Source organism: Nocardia mangyaensis, assembly GCF_001886715.1.
Taxonomy (GTDB): Bacteria; Actinomycetota; Actinomycetes; order Mycobacteriales; family Mycobacteriaceae; genus Nocardia; species Nocardia mangyaensis.
Window position 1 is genome coordinate 5,446,469 of record NZ_CP018082.1, and the last position, 16,916, is coordinate 5,463,384.

A 16,916-nucleotide genomic window follows, 5' to 3' on the forward strand; every position below is an offset into this window, starting at 1 on the left:
CCTGTGCGGTGGGCACCGAGAGCATCGCCGACCTGCTGGCCGCCCAGGCGCTGCGCACGCCCGAGGCCGAGGCGCTGGTGCTCGGCGAGCGTACGCTGAGCTTCGGCGAACTCGACGCCGAGATCAACCGGATGGCCCGGCTGCTCAACCGCGTGGGCGCTCGACCGGAAACCTATGTGGCGCTGGCCATTCCGCGCACCATCGACATGGTCGTCGCGCTGTTCGCGGTACTGCGCACCGGCGCGGGCTATGTCCCGCTCGAACTCGAGCATCCCGACGAACGGCTGCACGCCATCCTGGACAAGGCCGCGCCCGGCGTGCTGCTGACCACTGAATCCGCCGCCGCCCGTTTCGCGGTCAACACGCCCACCCTGGTCCTCGACAGCGAGCAGGTGCGCGACCGACTGGCCGCGACCGATCCCGCGCCGCTGACCGACGACGAGCTGGGCACCTTCGCGCGCACCAATCCCGACCGGCTGCGCCACCCGGCCTATGTCATCTTCACCTCCGGCTCCACCGGTGAACCCAAGGGCGTGGTGACTCCCTACGCCGGACTCACCAACATGCAGCTCAACCACGAGCGCGAGATCTTCGCTCCCGCCATCGAACTCGCGGGTGGTGGGCAGCTGCGGATCGCGCACACCGTGTCGTTCGCGTTCGACATGTCCTGGGAAGAACTGCTGTGGCTGGCCTTCGGCCACAGCGTGCACGTGTGCGACGAGGAACTGCGCCGCGATCCGACCGCGCTGGTGAACTACTGCGACGTCCACCGCATCGACGTCCTCAACGTCACCCCCACCTACGCCGAGCACCTCATCGCCGAGGGCTTGCTCGAGCACGACCCCGCCACCGGTGCGCACCGGCCCGCGCTGGTGCTGCTCGGCGGCGAGGCGGTCGGCGTCGGAGTGTGGGACAGCCTGCGCGACACCGAGTCCACCTACGGCTACAACCTGTACGGCCCCACCGAGTACACCATCAACACCCTCGGCGGCGGCACCTACGACAGCCCCACCCCCACGGTCGGCAGGCCGATCTTCAACACCGACGCCTACCTGCTCGACCCGTGGCTGCGGCCCGTGCCCGAGGGCATGATCGGCGAACTCTACGTCAGCGGAATCGGTGTGGCCCGCGGCTATCTGGACCAGCCCGCGCTCACCGCCGAACGGTTCGTCGCCGATCCGGCGGCGCCGGGACAGCGGATGTATCGCACCGGTGACCTGGTCCGGCTCGACGCGGCGGGCAATCTGGAATTCCACGGCCGCAGCGACGACCAGGTGAAGATCCGTGGCTACCGGGTCGAGCCGAGCGAGATCGCCGCCGTGCTCAGCGGATTGGCCGATGTCGAGCGCGCGGTCGTCATCGCCGACAAGTCCGGCGACACCGCCCGGCTGCTCGCCTTCGTCGTCCTGCCGCCGGACACCCCGCCGCAGCGCACCGACACGATCCGCGCTGAACTCGCCGACCTGCTGCCCGCCTACATGGTGCCCGCCGCCGTGACCGCCATCGCGACGATCCCGATGACGGTCAACGGCAAGCTCGACGTGTCGGCCCTGCCGATCAGCAGAGCCGACGGTGCGCGGACACGACCGCCGCGCACCATCCTGGAACGGGTGCTGTGCGAGACGTTCAGCGAGGTACTCGGCCGGGTCGCCGGTGTCGAGGACAGCTTCTTCGACCTGGGCGGGCACTCGCTGCTCATCATGACGCTGCGCCGCGCCCTGCGCGATCGCCTCGATCTCGACATTCCGATGGCCGACCTGTTCGGCTACGCCACCCCCGAGGCGTTGGCCGCCAAGATCGAGGGCCACGACGGTGGCGGCTTCACCCGGATGACCGCGCCGGTGCTCACCCTGCGCCGGGGCGAGGGCGACCCGGTGTTCTGTCTGCCGCCCGGTACCGGGTTGGGCTGGCAGTACACCCAATTGACCCGCCACATCCCCGGCGACGCGCCGGTGCACGCCATCCAGTCGCCCTACATCACGGGCGAACGCGAGGTGAGCACCGATCTGGGCGAGCTGGTGCGCCGCTACGCCGATCTCATCGAGGCGACCGCGCCCGGCCGCGACTACCGGCTGGTCGGCTGGTCGTTCGGCGGCAACGTGGCGATCGCGGCGGCGGCCGAACTGCGCGAGCGGGGCCACCGGGTGCCCGCGGTGGTCATGCTCGACTCCGCGGCCGAGGTGCCGCGCGAGTACCTCGAACGCGCCGCGCTGATCACCCCGGCCGCCGCCGCGCTGCTCTCGCTCGGCATCGCGGTGCCTCCCGCCGAGTTCGACTCGCTGAGCATCACCGACGCGACGGCCAGGGTCCGCGCGACCGAGACGTTCATGTCCACCTTCGATGCCGACACCATCGAATCCGTGATCTACGGCAGCGCGTGGAGTCTCGAGGTGATGATGCACGCGAAGTACCCGGTGTTCGACGGTGACGTGCTGTACGTCCGTGCCGCGGGTGCCGAGGCCGGCGCGCAGGTGCTGTCCACCGAGGCGGTCCGCCAGTGGGAACCGTTCGTCGGCGGCGAGCTGCGGGTGATCGAGGTCCAGGCCGTGCACGTGCAGATGCTCGACCGCACCGTCGTCGACGCCTACGGACCGGAATTGGAACGGGAGCTGAACCGATGACGCGCACCGTGGCCACGCCGCCGAGTATCACCGGGAACATCGCGCTGCCGCTGTCAGCGGCGCAGAGCTCGATCTGGTTCGCCCAGCAGCTGCAACCGCAGAATCCGATCTTCAACATCGCCACGGCGTGCGAGATCCGCGGCGAACTCGACCGGGAGGTGTTCGACCGCGCGGTCGAGCACACCATGGGCGAGGCGAGCTGCCTGGCGATGAACATCGACGCGGGCGGGTTCACCCAGCGCCCGGGTGCGCCGATCGCGCCGCTGGGCGAGGTCATCGATCTGTCCGGTGCGGCGGACCCGTGGGCCGCGTTCCATCGGTTCATGCACGACGACGTCACGCAGGTACACGACGTGTCGACCGGGCCGACCCTGCGCCACGAACTGATCCGCCTCGCCCCCGCCCGGCACCTGTGGTTCCTGCGCTCCCATCACGCGCTGATCGACGGCTACGCGGTGAACCTGGTGTTCCGCCGGGCCGCCCTGGTGTACACGGCACTGGCCGCGGGCCGCGAGCCGCGCGGCGGTTTCGGAGAGCTGGGGGAGCTGCTCGACGAGGAACAGCGCTATCTGGACTCCGCCGAGCATCGCGCCGACGCGGAGTTCTGGGCCGCCCAGCTGCGCGACATCGGTCCCGGCGTGGTGCTGGTGCCCGGTGCCGAGCGGCTGGCGCGGCGGGTTCGCTTCGGTGAGATCACCCTGGGCGCCGAGTCGTTCGCGCAGGTGAACCAGCTCGCCGAGGAGACCGGCTCGAGCTGGGGCACGGTGGTCACCGCCGCTTTCGCCGCCTATCTGGCCCGCCACACGGCCCGCCGCGACATCACCCTGGGCTACCCGGTGATGAACCGGCTGGGGTCGGCGGCGGCGCGCATTCCGACGATGAACGTGAACCTGCTGCCACTGGCGATCGAGGTGGATCCGTCGGCCACCCCGCGTGAGCTGGTCTCGCGCACCCACGCCGCGGTCACCAGAATCCAACCGCACCAGCGCTTCCGCGGTGCGCCGGTCGGCGACGGTACCCGCCTGGCCGGTGGATTCGGCGACCGCATCGGCCCGGTCGTCAACGTGAAACCCTTCGGTGACGAGCTTCGTTTCGGCGCACTGCACGGCACCATCCACTCGCTGTATCGCGGCCCCGTGCAGGACCTTTCGGCCACCATCTCGGCCACCACCAGCGGCGACCTCAAGATCCAATGCGACGCCGACGCCGACCTCTACTCCGCCGAGGACCTGGACCGGCACCTGCGCGCACTGCGCCGCTTCGTCCGCGCCTTCGCGGCACCGGGCGCCGAATCCGGCTCGGACCCCACGCAGGTGCGAGCCGCTGGCAACCCGGTGACTGTTCGCACACTGCCTGTGGACGATCCCGACGAGATCACCCGGATCCGGGACGAGTGGAGTGGTGCGGGGGTCGCCGCCACCGCGTCCTCGGCTGTTTCCTTCGGTGCCGAGGCGACCCTGGTGGAGGTGTTCGAGACCTCGGCGTCGGCGGATCCCGATGCCACCGCCATCGTCGTCGACGGGCGGGCACTGTCCTTCGGCGAACTCGACGCGCACTCGAATCGACTGGCCCGGCACCTGATTCGCCAAGGCGTCGAGGTCGAGGACCGCGTCGCCCTGCACTTGGCATCCAGTGTGGAGATGGTGATCGCCATTCTCGCCACCTGGAAGGCCGGGGCGGCGTACGTGCCCGTCGACCCGACCTACCCCGAGGACCGGGTCCGGTACCTCCTCGACGACTCGGCCGCCGCGGTCGTGCTCACCGCCGCCGACATCAACGGCGCGATCGATGGACAAGCACGCGGTGACCGGAAGAAGGCCGACGGTTCGGACACGCCACATCTCGACGGGAGCGGTCGTGACCTGGCCGAAGGCCGGTCGGACACTGACGATGCGGCGGTGCCTGCCGCTGAGCGGCGGGGCGTGTTGTCTGCCGACAGTGCCGCCTACGTCATCTACACGTCGGGATCGACGGGCAAGCCGAAGGGCGTAGTGGTTCCGCACCGGGGACCGCTCAACCTCCTTCGTTCGCACCGGCATTACACGATGGATCTGGCCGCGGGCCGTCCGCTGCGGGTGCTCAACACCTACAGCTTCTCCTTCGACTCCTCCATCGGGCCGCTGATGTGGATGCTCGACGGGAACGAACTGCACGCGCTGGGGCGCGATGCCGCGCTCGACGCGAGTGGGGTGGTCGGGTACGTGCGTGCGCACCGGATCGACTACATCGACGCGGTGCCGGTGCTGATGGAGCAGTACGTCGAGCTGGGATTGCTCGACGGCGCGCATCGGCCCGGGCGGCTGGCCGTCGGCGGCGAGGCGGTGCCGAACCGGTTCTGGACCCGGCTGCACGAGCAGCGAGATCTGCTGGCGTTCAACCTCTATGGTCCCACCGAGGCCAGTGTCGACTCTGGTTTCGCGGTGGTCGCCGACGCGCCGGAACCCACGATCGGTCGGCCCACGCACGGCGGCAGGCTCTACGTGCTCGACCCGCTGCTGTTGCCGTGCGGTGTCGGCCGAGCCGGTGAGCTCCACATCGGTGGTCCGCAGTTGGCGCGCGGCTATCACGACCGATTCGGTTTGACCGCACAGCGTTTCGTGGCCGACCCGTTCGAGCCCGGGCAACGGCTCTACCGCACCGGCGATCTGGTGCGCTGGCGCGCCGACGGCCAGCTCGAGTTCATCGGCCGCGCCGATGACCAGGTGAAGATCCGCGGCTACCGCGTCGAACTCGGCGAAGTGGAGACCGCGCTGGCCCGCCACGTCGACGCCGAGCGCGTGCTCGCCGAGGTGCGTAGCGGCTCCAACGGGTCCATCCGGCTCATCGCCTACCTCGTGCGCCGCGACACCGAGTGGTCCGACGCCGAACTGGACACGCTGCGACGCAGGCTCGGCGACGAGCTGCCGGACTACATGATCCCGTCGGCGTTCGTCGGCATCGCCGAACTGCCACTGGGCCCGAACGGCAAGGTCGACCGGGCCGCCCTCCCCGACCCGCAACGCGCGGTCGGCGGCGCGCACGCGGTGAGCGACGACCGGATCGGCGCGATCTGCGCCGCCTTCGCCGAGATCCTCGACCTGCCCGGGGCCGGACCCGACGACGACTTCTTCGCACTCGGCGGCGACAGCATCGTCTCCATCCGGCTCACCACCCAGCTCAAGCGGATCGGCGTGGCCACCACCCCTCGCGATGTGTTCGAATGCCGCACTCCCACAGCGCTGTCCGTGCGTGCCGAGGCCGCCTCGGCGCCCCGGATCAGCGAGCCCGACGGCTACGGCATCGGCGAGATCCCCCTCACCCCGATCCTCGCGCGCGTCCTCGGTCAGGGCGGACACATCGACCGCTTCTCCCATGCCATGGTCCTGCACGCACCCACCGACGTCTCCCCCGGCGCGCTCACCGAAGCCGTTGCGGCACTGCGCAGTACGCACGACATGCTGCGCGTCCGACTCGTCACGAACCCCTCGGCGAGGGCTCGCCTCGTGGTCTCGCCCTACGACGAAGTCGACGGCAGTGGAGCGGTTTCCGAGCATCTGCTCGACCGCGCCGGTGACGAGCACACCGTCCTCGATCGGCTGGCCGACAGGCTCGACCCGGCTACCGGTGACCTGCTGCGCGTGGCACTCCTGCGCTACCGCGACGGAACCACGCCCCGCGTCGGCGTCCTGGTGCACCATCTCACGATCGACGGCGTCTCCTGGCGCATCCTGCTCGACGATCTGGCCGCCGCCTACGACCTGGCCACCACGGGCCTACCGGTGCGCCTCGACCCCGTCCCGACCTCGTTCCGCCGCTGGGCCGAATCCCTGCGCGAAGTGGGCCGTACCGGCGCACTGGCCGCGCAGTTGCCGTTCTGGAAGGCCACCGCGACCGACCGCGAGACGAGTTCCTTTGCCCGCGAACTCGATCCGGTCCGCGACACCGCCGCGACAACCCGCACCCATACCGTCGAGGTGCCCGCCGCCGTCACCGAACGCCTGCTGACCGACCTACCGGCACGCTTCAATGCCGGCGTCCAGGACGCGCTGCTCGCCGCGCTCGCCGTGGCGACGGCCAGCGTCCTCGGCGAGACGAGTTTCGTCGCCGACGTCGAGGGCCACGGCCGCGAGGAGAGCACTGTCGAGGCGGCCGATCTCTCGCGCACTCTCGGCTGGTTCACCAGCTTCTACCCGGTCCGCATCGACCTCACCGACATCGATCCGGCCGAGGTCCGCGCGGGCACGGCCGCGGCGGGCACCGTGGTGAAACTGGCCAAGGAGGGCCTGCGCGCCGCCCCGGACAGTGGTGTCGGCTACGCGATCCTCGCCGAACTCGACCCCACCGCCGGCGAACTGGGCCAGCGCCCCCGGCCCGAAATCCTGTTCAACTATCTCGGCCGCATGGGCACCGGAGCCACCGGCCGGCCCTGGTCCCCCGCCGACCCCGATCACCCCCTCCAGGTCCGTCACGACCCCACCATGCCCGCCAGCCATCCCCTGGTCGTCAACGCCATGGCCGTCCCGCACCCCACCGGCACCGTCGTCCGCGCCGAATGGACCTGGCCGGCCACCCTCGTCCCCGACGCCACCATCACCAGCCTCCAGCACTGCTGGCTGGAAACCCTCACCGCCCTGTCCACCTACCTGGCCAGCACCGACACCACCGGCCTGACACCCTCCGACACCGCCGTCGCCAACCTCACCCAGGCCGAGATCGACGAATTCGAAGCCGACTGGGACCTGTGAACTGACTCAGAAGTTCAGAAACCCCGGCTTTGAGCGGTTATCGGTCGCCACCAGCGTGGGGTCAGCTCTCGTCGGCGACCTTGTGGCTGTCCAGCTTGCGCAGCGTCCCGAGCACGCACCACAGTGCGATGGTCAGGACACAGCCCACGGCGCCGTAGACCAGGAACACGTCCCTGGTCGGTACCACGCTGGAGACCAGACCGGCGACGACCGCGCCGACCGAGACCGCGACGGTGATCTGGGCGGTCCACACACCGGAGACCCGGCCACGGAACGCGTCGGGAGTGTTGGCCTGGACCACCGCGAAGCGGGCGATATCGCTGACCACGCGGCCCGCGCCGTGCGCGACCAGACCGAAGAACACCGCGAGGGTGGCACCGACCAGACCGGCTCCGACGAATCCGGCCGCCGAGATCAGGGTGGCGGCGAAGATCACCTGACCGCCGCGCCGGATCGAACCGGTCCAGCCGGAGGTGAGCGAACCGAGCACCGCGCCCACCGCGGGGGCGGCGAACAGCAGGCCGACGGTGGCCTCCCCACCGTGCAGGACTTCGGCGACGTATGCGGGGACGAGCACGTTCCAGCCCGACAGCAGCATCGTCACGAAGCCGGCCAGCAGCGTCGCGCCGACCACCTTGTGGCTGAAGGCGAACTGGAACCCGGAAACGATGGCACGCATCGGTGACTCGCCATGGGTGCTCTCAGGAATCATCGGGCCGAGCCGGGCGATGAGGATCGTCGTGATCAAGCTGGCTCCGGCGGCCAGCCAGTAGTTGACGGTGACCCCGGCAAAGGCGATGAGCACGCCACCGAGTGCGGGCGCGGCCATCGCGCCGAGGTCGGAGGTCAAGGCCATCAGCGCGCCCGCCGCGGCCAGCTTGTCGCGCGGGATGAGCCCTGGCGTCGCCGCTACCAGGGCGGTCGCCGAGATACCACCGGCGAGACCATCGACGACAGCGCAGACGAAGATCGCCCAGATCTGCGGATCGGGCAGCATGGCGTTCAGCGCGAGCAGCGCGAACCCGATGGTCGCCGCACCGCGCGCGCCGGCGATCACGGTGCGCCGGTCGTAGCGGTCGGCCGCGACGCCACCGATCAGCGTGCCGCCGAAGGCGGACAGACCGATGACGGCCGAAACCATCGCGACCTGCGCCGTGGAGCCGGTCAGCTGATAGACCTGGATCGGCAGCGCCACCACCAGGAAGCCGATGCCGAACACCGAGATGGTGCGGGCGATGAACAGGGTGCGGAACTCGCGGCTGGTCCGCAGCGGTTCCAGGTCGATCGCGATCTTGCGCGGCGGGGCCGCGGTCACGGCGCGACGACGTCGAGCCAGAGCCCGAGTACCGGGTCGGCGGCGAGGGTGACGAAGTCCGCCTGCGGTGCGCCCCCGGAGCGCCACTTCTCGACCAGCTGCATGAGCCGGACCGAGTCGAGGCCCGCGTCGAGGAGATTGGTGTCCTCGGTGAGCTCACCGGGTTCGACGCCGAGCGCGGCGGCGATGTCGGCGATCACGGAGTCCCGGTCGACAATGGTTGCGGTTTCCTCGGACATCGGTCCCTCTCGGTCTCGTGTGGTCAGCTCAGCGCGACGACAGCTGGTCGACGGCGCCCGGCACCGGCTCGGCCGCATCGTTGCCGAGCGCGACGATCTTGTTCTGGTCGTCCACGTGGACGACCTTGGGCTGGTGCACGAGAACCTCGGCGGGCTCGAGCTGGGTGTAGGACATGATGATCACCAGATCGCCCGGGTTCACCAGGTGCGCGGCGGCGCCGTTGATGCAGATCTGTCCCGAACCCGCTCGACCGGTGATCACATAGGTCTCCAGCCGGGCGCCGTTGGTGATGTCGACGACCGACACCTGCTCGCCCTCGACCAGATCGGCCGCCCGCAGCAGATTCTCGTCGATGGTGATCGATCCGACGTAGTGCAGATCTGCCTGTGTGACCGTAGCCCGGTGGATCTTGCCGTTGACGAGCGTCCGAAGCATTCGCTTTCTCCCACTGCATAGTTCGATGGGCCGCCGGTGCCAGCGCAGAACACGCCACGGCCGACCGAAAAGTTAGGCTACACTAATAGACCAGCCCAGTGGCAACCTTGGATGTACCTCACACGTATAGGCTATTTAACTCACTCATCGTCTTCGGCGTGATGGTCCAGATTGACCGTGCCGACACGCCAGTAGCCGTCGACCTTCATCTGCTCCTTGGACAGGCCCAGCTCGTCGACGAAGAAGCGCCGTACCGGCCGCAGCGAGGTCGATTCCCCGGCCGCCCAGGCGAAGACCCGGCCCTCGGGTCGCTCCAGTTCGCGAATCGCCTCCACCAGCAGCGTGGTGGTGCCGGGCGCGGCTGCACCACGGTGCAGATACCGCACCCGAACGCGGTCGGAGACCGGCAGGGCGATCTCGTCCTCGACATCGGTGACCTCGACGACAGCGCGCACCTGCTTGTCGGCGGGCAGTTCCTCCAGCCAGCGGTTCAGCGCGGGCAACGCGGTCTCGTCGGCGGCCAGCAGGTACCAGTCGTAGCCGACGGGATAGATGTGCGAGCCACGCGGGCCGATCACACCGATCCGGTCGCCGGGCTGCGCGGCAGCGGCCCAGCTGCCCCCGACGCCATGGGTGTGCAGCACGAAATCGATGGTGACCGCGCGCTTCTCGGCATCGTAGGCGCGAATGGTGTAGTCGCGGAACTGCGGACGCCGCCCGTCGGCGCGCGGGGCGAGCCCGAACGGACCGATCTCCGGCATCACCAGCTCACCGGTCTCCGGCTCGGGGAAGAACAGCTTGAAGTGACTGTCCGCGGCCATCGGCACGAACGGGAAGTCGTCCTCGATATCGGTGCCGCCCAGCACGATCCGCTGCATGCGCGGGGTCAGCGCGATGGTCTCCAGCACCTCGAGCACCCGGGGCGCGATCGGATGCATGACCAGGTTGATCGTGTCCTGGCCGGGGGTCGCCACATTGTTCACAGCAGTTCCTTTCGTGCGGAGGCAGCCTGGTGCTCGCGCGCGCGTTCGGAGGCGCGGACGCGCGGAATCACCAGGGGGGTACCCGATTCCGGGTCGTCGATGATGCGGCAGGCCAGCCCGAAGACGTGCTCGACCAGCTTCGCGGTGATCACGTCCTCCGGGCGGCCCTCGGCCACGATGGCGCCGTCCTTCATGGCGATCAGGTGATCGCCGTAGCGGCAGGCGTGGTTGAGGTCGTGCAGCACCGCGACCATGGTGTGCGCGCGGTCGCGATTGAGATCGCGGAACAGTTCGAGCAGTTCGATCTGATGGGCGATGTCAAGGAAGGTCGTCGGCTCGTCGAGCAGCATCAGCGGCGTCTCCTGGGCCAGCACCATGGCCACCCACACACGCTGGCGCTGACCGCCCGACAGCTCGTCGACCAGGCGCGGGGACAGTTCGGTGACCCCGGTCGCGGCCATTGCCGCGATCACCGCGTCCTCGTCGGCGCGCGACCACTGCCGAATCAGCTTCTGGTGCGGGTACCGGCCGCGCGCGACCAGATCGGCGACCGAGATGCCGTCCGGCGCGGTCGAGGTCTGCGGCAGCAGGCCCAGCTTGCGGGCCGCCTCCTTGGCCGGATACGACGAGATCGCCTTGCCATCGAGCAGCACGGTGCCCTTCGACGGTGTGAGCAGCCGCGACAGCGCGCGCAACAGCGTGGACTTGCCGCAGGCGTTGGGCCCGACGATCACGGTGAACGCGTTGTCGGGGATCTGCACAGTCAGCTGCGAGCTGATCACCCGTTTGTCGTAGCCGATGGTGATCTCGTGCGCGGCCAGCCGCGAAATCCCAGTGCTCAACGTCGTACCTCCCGTGCCAGCAACCAGACGAAATACAGGCCGCCGATCGACACCGTGACCACCCCGACCGGCAACTGGTTCGGAGCGAAGGCGCGCTGGGCGATCCAGTCCGCGGTGACCAGCAGCAGCGCGCCCATCGCCGCGGCGGGCAGCACCGCCACCGACGCGGTCCTGGTGAGCCTGCGGGCGAGCTGCGGCGCGGCCAGCGAGACGAACACGATCGGACCGGCCGCCGCGGTGGCCAAGGCGGTGAGGGCCACGCCCACCAGCACCAGCGCGAGCCGGGTCGGTTCCACCCGGACGCCGAGCGCGCGGGCGGCATCGTCGCCGAGGTCCAGAATCGGGATCCGGTAGGCGAGCAGCACCGCGCACGGCAGCAGCACGGCGAGCACGATCGTCACCGGCAGCACCTGCTCCCAGCCCAGCCCGGCCAACGAGCCCTGCCCCCACACCGCGGCGGCCATGGCCGCGGTCAGGTCGGCCTTGAGGATCAGCCAGACGTTCATCGACTGCAGCATCGCGCTGATCGCGATGCCGACGATGATCAGCCGGAAACCCTGCACGCCGTTCTTGAAGGCGAGCACGTAGACCACCGCGGCCGTGGCCAACCCACCGAGCAGGGCGCCCGCCGCGGTCTGGTAGTAGCCGCCGCCGATGATCAACATGACGAACAGCGCGCCGGTGTAGGCGCCGAAATTGAAGCCGATGATGTCGGGACTGCCCAGCGGATTGCGGGTCAGCGACTGGAAGATCGCGCCACTGGCGCCCAACGCCGCACCGAACAGCACAGCCAGCAGCACGCGCGGCATCCGCCACTTGCCGACCACGAGTTCGTCGGTGCGCGAGCCCTCGCCGACGATGGCGCGCACCACGCCCGGCGGGGAGATCGTGTAGTCGCCGGTGCCGAGCGCGATGATCGCGACGACGCAGGTCAGCGTGAGCAGCACGGCGACGACCGCGACGACCCGAAGGCCGATCCGCGCCGAGAGCTGGTCGGCGACGCGGACCGTGCTGACGGCACGGCCGAAGTCGACGCGCGCGCTGTCCCGGATGATCCTCACAGTCCACTCGCCTTCTTGCGGCGGACCAGCAGGATCAGCACCGGCGCGCCGACGAAGGCGGTCACGATGCCGACCTGCAGTTCCGCGGGTCGCAGCACGATCCGGCCGAGCACATCCGAGAGCAGCACCAGGGTGGCCGCGCCGAACACGGTGTAGGGCAGGATCCAGCGCTGATCCGGGCCGACCAGCCAGCGGGCGACGTGCGGCACCATCAGGCCGACGAAGCCGATCGGACCGGCCGCTGCCGTCGCGGCACCACACAGCAGCGTCACCGCGATGATGCCGAGCGTGCGGGTGTTCTTGATGTCGACACCCAGCGAGCGGGCCAGGTCGTCGCCGAGGGCGATCGAGTTGAGCGGACGTGCCACCGACAGGCCGAGCAGCAGCCCGAGCGCGACGAATCCGCTGACCGCCCAGACCACGTCGAGGTCGGCGCCCGCGATCGAACCCGCGAACCAGAACCGCAGGTGATCGAAGGTCTTGGGATCGATCAGCATCAGCCCGTTGGTGATGCCGGTGAGCACCGCGCCGATCGCGACACCGGACAGGGTGATCCGGATGGGGGTCGTCCCGCCGCGACCCAGTGAGCCCAGCGCGTACACCGCGACCGTCACCACCACCGCGCCGAGGAAGGCGAACCACACATACGACCAGATACTGGTGAAGCCGAAGATCGCCACGGCCAGCGCGACGAAGAAGGCGGCACCGGCGTTCACGCCGAGGATGCCCGGGTCGGCCAGCGGGTTGCGGGTCAGCGCCTGGATCAGCGCGCCCGCCACCCCGAGCGCCATGCCGACCAGCAGGCCGAGCATGGTTCGCGGCACCCGCAGCGACCGAACGACCAACTGATCGGGCGAACCGTCGTAGTGCCACAGCGCGTCCCACACCGTGCCGAGCGCGATGTCGCGCGTGCCGACGGTGAGGCTCAGGGCCAGTGCGACGAGCAGGATCAGCGCCGCGACCAGCAGGCCGAGCGCGCGACCGCGGTTCGAGGTGACCGTAGCCTTCGTGCGGACCGGCTTCTCGGTGGTCCCCACGACGTCCTCGGCGGTGGTCGTGGAACTCATGCCGTGGTCCCCGCGCCGATCTTCCAGTGTTGCGCGCGTTCCTGTTCGGTCCAGAAATCGGCGTAGCGGCCACCGGCGGCGAGCAGTTCGTCGTGGGTGCCGGTCTCGGCGACGCGGCCGTGCTCGAGAAAGACGATGCGGTCGGCGGCGCGCACGGTGTCGAGCCGGTGCGCGATGACCAGGACCGTTCGCCCCTCGGTGAGCGCCGTGGTGGCGGCGCGGATCGTGGCCTCGTTCTCGGCGTCCAGCGCTGAGGTGGCCTCGTCGAGCAGCACCACGGGCGCGTCCTTGAGCAGGGCGCGTGCCAGCGAAATCCGTTGCCGCTCACCGCCTGACAGTGCCGCGCCGCCCTCACCGACGGTGGTGTCCCAGCCCTCGGGCAGCCGGTCGACGATCTCGTCGACCCTGGCCCGCGCGGCCGCGGCGGCCAACTGCGCCTCGGTGGCGTCCGGGCGGGCGATGAGCACGTTCTCGCGGATGGTGCCGTCGAACAGGTACACGTCCTGGAACACCATCGATACCGCGGCCATCAGCTCGGTCGAGTCGATCGCACGGATATCCTTGCCGCCCAGGGTGATCGACCCGGCGTCGACGTCCCAGAACCGGGCGACGAGCCGGGCCAGGGTGGTCTTGCCGGAACCGGAAGGGCCGACGATCGCGCAGACCGTGCCTTGCGGGACGGCGAAGCCGACCCCGTCGATGATGGTGCGCTCGGCGTCGTAGCCGAAGGTGATGTCCTCGACCACGATCGAGGTGTCCGCGGGCGCCGAGGTGTCGGAACCGGCTGCGGGTTCGGGCAGCACCGGGGTGGCCACGATGTCACCGATCTCGGCGAGGGTCCGTTCGGCGGCCCAGATGACGCTGCCGGTGCGTCCGAGCGCGGCCATCGAGTCGACCAGCAGCGCGGCCAGCACGATGGCGATCGTCGCGACCACCGCGCTCACCGCACCGGATTCGGCCCGGTACAGCGCGGTCAGCAGCACCGCGGACAGGAACAGCGCGGTACCGGTCTGGAAGACGACCGACCCGGTCACCGCGCCACGGAAGTAGGCGGCCGAGGCGGCGCGCACCCGCTCGAGCGCGCCGGTCATCTCCGAATCGGCCTGCGCGGTCTGCCCATAGGCGCGCAGCACCGACTGCAACTGGGCGAACTCGACGAGTTCGGCGTTGATCTGCTCGGTGGTGCTGTTGCCCGCCGCGGTGGCACCGCGCAGCAAGCGCGCGGCCGCGAAGTACAGCACCACCAGGATCGCCAGCCCGATCGCGGCGACGGCGCCGGTCACCGGATCGACCACCAGCAGCACCACCCAGACCGCACCGGCCAGCGCGGCGGCGCGAATGTTCACCGCGACCACGCCGTTCAGCGTCGCGGCCAGCATCCGGGTCGCCTCGTTGGTCAGCCTGGTCAACGCGGCGGCGCGGGCCGGGGAGAACCAGCCCAGCGGCAGCGCGACCACGTGCTCGGCCAGGCGATGCTGCAGCGAGGCGACGATCTCGCTGGTCACCGCGCGCTGACGCGCGGTGGCGGCGCGGTGGGAGCCGACGGCGAGCACGAGCAGCACGCCCAGCGTGGCGGCCCACCACCAGGCCTGCGGGAACCGGTCCCCGATCAGGGTGTCCAGCAGCGGCACCAGGACGGCGAAACAGGCGCCTTCGACCAGCGCCGAGGCCGCGACCAGCCAGTAGCATCGGCGCATCCGCTGCCGGACCGGTTCGGTGACGACACCTCCTGCCAACGCGATCATCGCGCCGTCACCTCCGTCTGCCGGGTGGAGCCTTTCGCCGAGGCCGCCCACATCCGGGCGTAGTGCCCGTCGGCGGCGAGTAGTTCGGCGTGCGTGCCGGATTCGGCGATCCGGCCCTCGTCGAGCACGACAATGGTGTCGGCGTCGACCACGGTGTTGAGCTGGTGAGCGATCACCAGGGTGGTCTTGTCCGCCAGGAGATTCGACAGCGCGTCCTGGATGCGGGCGGCCGATTCCGGATCGGCCGAGGCGGTCGGCTCGTCGAGGACCAGGATCGGGGCGTCGGCCAGGATCGCGCGCGCGATCGCGACGCGCTGGGACTCACCGCCGGACAGGCGCGCGTCGTCTCCGACCACCGAGTCGTAGCCGCGGGGCAGCTCGGCGATGCGGTCATCGATGCCGGCCAGCCGCGCCGCTTCGGCCACGGTGGCCTCGTCGGCGTCGGGCTTGGCCAGGCGGATGTTGTCGGCGATCGAGCGTCGCAACAGCTGGGGGTCCTGGAAGACGAAAGCCAGGTCGCGGTACAGCTGCTCGGGTTCGACCTCGCGAATATCGCGCCCGCACACCCGGATCACGCCCGCGTCGACATCCCAGAACCGTGGAATCAGCCGGGCGAGGGTGGATTTGCCCGAGCCGGACGCACCGACCACGGCGGTCACGGTGCCCGGCGCGAGCCGCAGATCGATCTCGCGCAGCACCGGCTTGTCGGCGCGGTAGCCGAAGCTCACCCCGGCGAATTCGACGGCGGGTTCTGCCCGCGGCGTCTCGCCTCGGCGGACCTCGAGCGGGGTCTCCCCGAAGATCTGGGCCAGCGACATCCCGACCATCCGGGCGCGCCGACCGGCCATCAGCACCATCGGCAGCGACCACACCCCGCGCGAGATGACCCACGACAGCAGCAGGAACGGCACGACGACGATGCCGTCGATCCAGCCCGCGGCGGTGAACACGGTTCCGGCGAGCGCGGTGACCACGAGGGTGACGATCCACGATGACAGGATCGAGGTGAGCCGGGTGCGGCGGGCCTCGACGGCCTCGGCGCGCAGGTAGGTCTCGGCGAACCGGTCCGCGGCGGTGCCGAAGCGCTGGGTACCGCGTTGGGCCTGGCCGAAGACCTTGAAGACCGAGATGCCCTGGGCGAGTTCGGTGGTGCGGGCGCCGAGCAGGCGCGCGGCGTCCTCGTGCTCGGCTTCCTCGGCACTGGGGTTGCGGCCCTGCCGGGTGATGATCACGGTGGCGGCCACGGTCGGCGCCATCACCACCAGCGCGAGTCGCCAGTCGACCCACAGCAGGTAGCCGGTGGACAGCACTGTCGTGGCGACGAAGCGCGGCAGCATCGGAATGCCCTCGCCGACCAGCACACTCAGCGAACCGATGTCGGCGCCGACCGTCTTGCGGACCTGGGCCGAGCCGTTGCGGGTGAACCAGCCAAGCGGCAGGCGTTCGAGGTGAGCGACCACCGCGCGGCGCGCGGCGTACTCCACCTGGCGACTCGCCCCGAAGCTCAGCGCGAACGAGATCCCGTGCGCGGCGGGCGCGGCGAAGAGGCCGATCACGGCGACCCAGGCCCAGCCACGCACCGAGTCGGTGACGCCGTCGCCGATCAGCGCGCTCAGCAACTGGCCGAGGGCGATGAAGGTTAGCACCGTCAGCACGGCGACGAGAAGTTGCAGCAGGGCCGCGGCGATCAGTCGCGTCCGCACCGGGCGCAGCAGCAGCGCCAGCTGCGATGGGCCGGCCGGATGACCGGGCCCGCCATCCGCGGCAGTCCGCGACATGGAGGTCCTCCTGAACTCATCGCCCGACCAGCGACAACTACTTACAAATGCACATACTGACAGTACAGGCTAAAAATCCCGCACATGCCGATCGGCGGGCCCGAG

11 protein-coding genes and 1 pseudogene are annotated in these 16,916 nt (G+C 70.1%); 3 read left to right on the top strand and 9 right to left on the bottom strand.

The genetic code is table 11. From position 1 onward, the window contains the following. Window positions 1-20 precede the first annotated feature (20 nt). From BOX37_RS36275 to BOX37_RS24730, 3 genes and pseudogenes are all read left to right on the top strand, one after another. A pseudogene (locus BOX37_RS36275) lies at window positions 21-1,856 on the top strand (non-ribosomal peptide synthetase); the annotation flags it as partial. Next, the gene (locus BOX37_RS36280; protein ID WP_420811639.1) at window positions 1,830-2,621 is read left to right on the top strand and encodes a thioesterase domain-containing protein; all 792 of its coding nucleotides are present in this window, start codon (window positions 1,830-1,832) and stop codon (window positions 2,619-2,621) included. The pseudogene BOX37_RS36275 and the gene BOX37_RS36280, both read left to right, overlap by 27 nt. Beyond that, the gene (locus tag BOX37_RS24730; protein WP_071929721.1) at window positions 2,618-7,345 is read left to right on the top strand and encodes a non-ribosomal peptide synthetase; all 4,728 of its coding nucleotides are present in this window, start codon (window positions 2,618-2,620) and stop codon (window positions 7,343-7,345) included. Before BOX37_RS36280 ends, BOX37_RS24730 begins: the two co-directional genes overlap by 4 nt. A gap of 61 nt (window positions 7,346-7,406) precedes the next feature. Here BOX37_RS24730 and entS read toward each other — a convergent pair whose 3' ends face one another. From entS to BOX37_RS24775, 9 genes are all read right to left on the bottom strand, one after another. Next, window positions 7,407-8,660, bottom strand: a complete 1,254-nt coding sequence (gene entS / locus BOX37_RS24735; RefSeq protein ID WP_071929722.1) for an enterobactin transporter EntS — start codon at window positions 8,658-8,660, stop codon at window positions 7,407-7,409. Continuing rightward, window positions 8,657-8,899 carry a phosphopantetheine-binding protein gene (locus tag BOX37_RS24740; protein WP_071929723.1) on the bottom strand — a complete coding sequence of 81 codons (243 nt, stop codon included), beginning with the start codon at window positions 8,897-8,899 and terminating at the stop codon, window positions 8,657-8,659. Before BOX37_RS24740 ends, entS begins: the two co-directional genes overlap by 4 nt. 28 nt (window positions 8,900-8,927) lie before the next feature. Next, entirely contained in the window at window positions 8,928-9,335 is a 408-nt protein-coding gene (panD, locus tag BOX37_RS24745; protein WP_071929724.1) for an aspartate 1-decarboxylase, read from the bottom strand. A gap of 140 nt (window positions 9,336-9,475) precedes the next feature. After that, window positions 9,476-10,318 carry a siderophore-interacting protein gene (locus tag BOX37_RS24750; RefSeq protein ID WP_240505039.1) on the bottom strand — a complete coding sequence of 281 codons (843 nt, stop codon included), beginning with the start codon at window positions 10,316-10,318 and terminating at the stop codon, window positions 9,476-9,478. Further along, window positions 10,315-11,160, bottom strand: a complete 846-nt coding sequence (locus tag BOX37_RS24755) for an ABC transporter ATP-binding protein (protein WP_240505040.1) — start codon at window positions 11,158-11,160, stop codon at window positions 10,315-10,317. The genes BOX37_RS24750 and BOX37_RS24755 overlap by 4 nt, the downstream gene beginning before the upstream one ends. After that, the gene (locus tag BOX37_RS24760) at window positions 11,157-12,212 is read right to left on the bottom strand and encodes a FecCD family ABC transporter permease (RefSeq protein ID WP_071931854.1); all 1,056 of its coding nucleotides are present in this window, start codon (window positions 12,210-12,212) and stop codon (window positions 11,157-11,159) included. The genes BOX37_RS24755 and BOX37_RS24760 overlap by 4 nt, the downstream gene beginning before the upstream one ends. 5 nt (window positions 12,213-12,217) lie before the next feature. Continuing rightward, window positions 12,218-13,288, bottom strand: a complete 1,071-nt coding sequence (locus tag BOX37_RS24765; RefSeq protein ID WP_071929725.1) for a FecCD family ABC transporter permease — start codon at window positions 13,286-13,288, stop codon at window positions 12,218-12,220. After that, window positions 13,285-15,033, bottom strand: coding sequence for an ABC transporter ATP-binding protein (locus BOX37_RS24770; RefSeq protein WP_071931855.1), 1,749 nt, complete (start codon window positions 15,031-15,033; stop codon window positions 13,285-13,287). Before BOX37_RS24770 ends, BOX37_RS24765 begins: the two co-directional genes overlap by 4 nt. After that, window positions 15,030-16,811 carry an ABC transporter ATP-binding protein gene (locus tag BOX37_RS24775; RefSeq protein ID WP_071929726.1) on the bottom strand — a complete coding sequence of 594 codons (1,782 nt, stop codon included), beginning with the start codon at window positions 16,809-16,811 and terminating at the stop codon, window positions 15,030-15,032. The genes BOX37_RS24770 and BOX37_RS24775 overlap by 4 nt, the downstream gene beginning before the upstream one ends. Window positions 16,812-16,916: the final 105 nt, after the last annotated feature.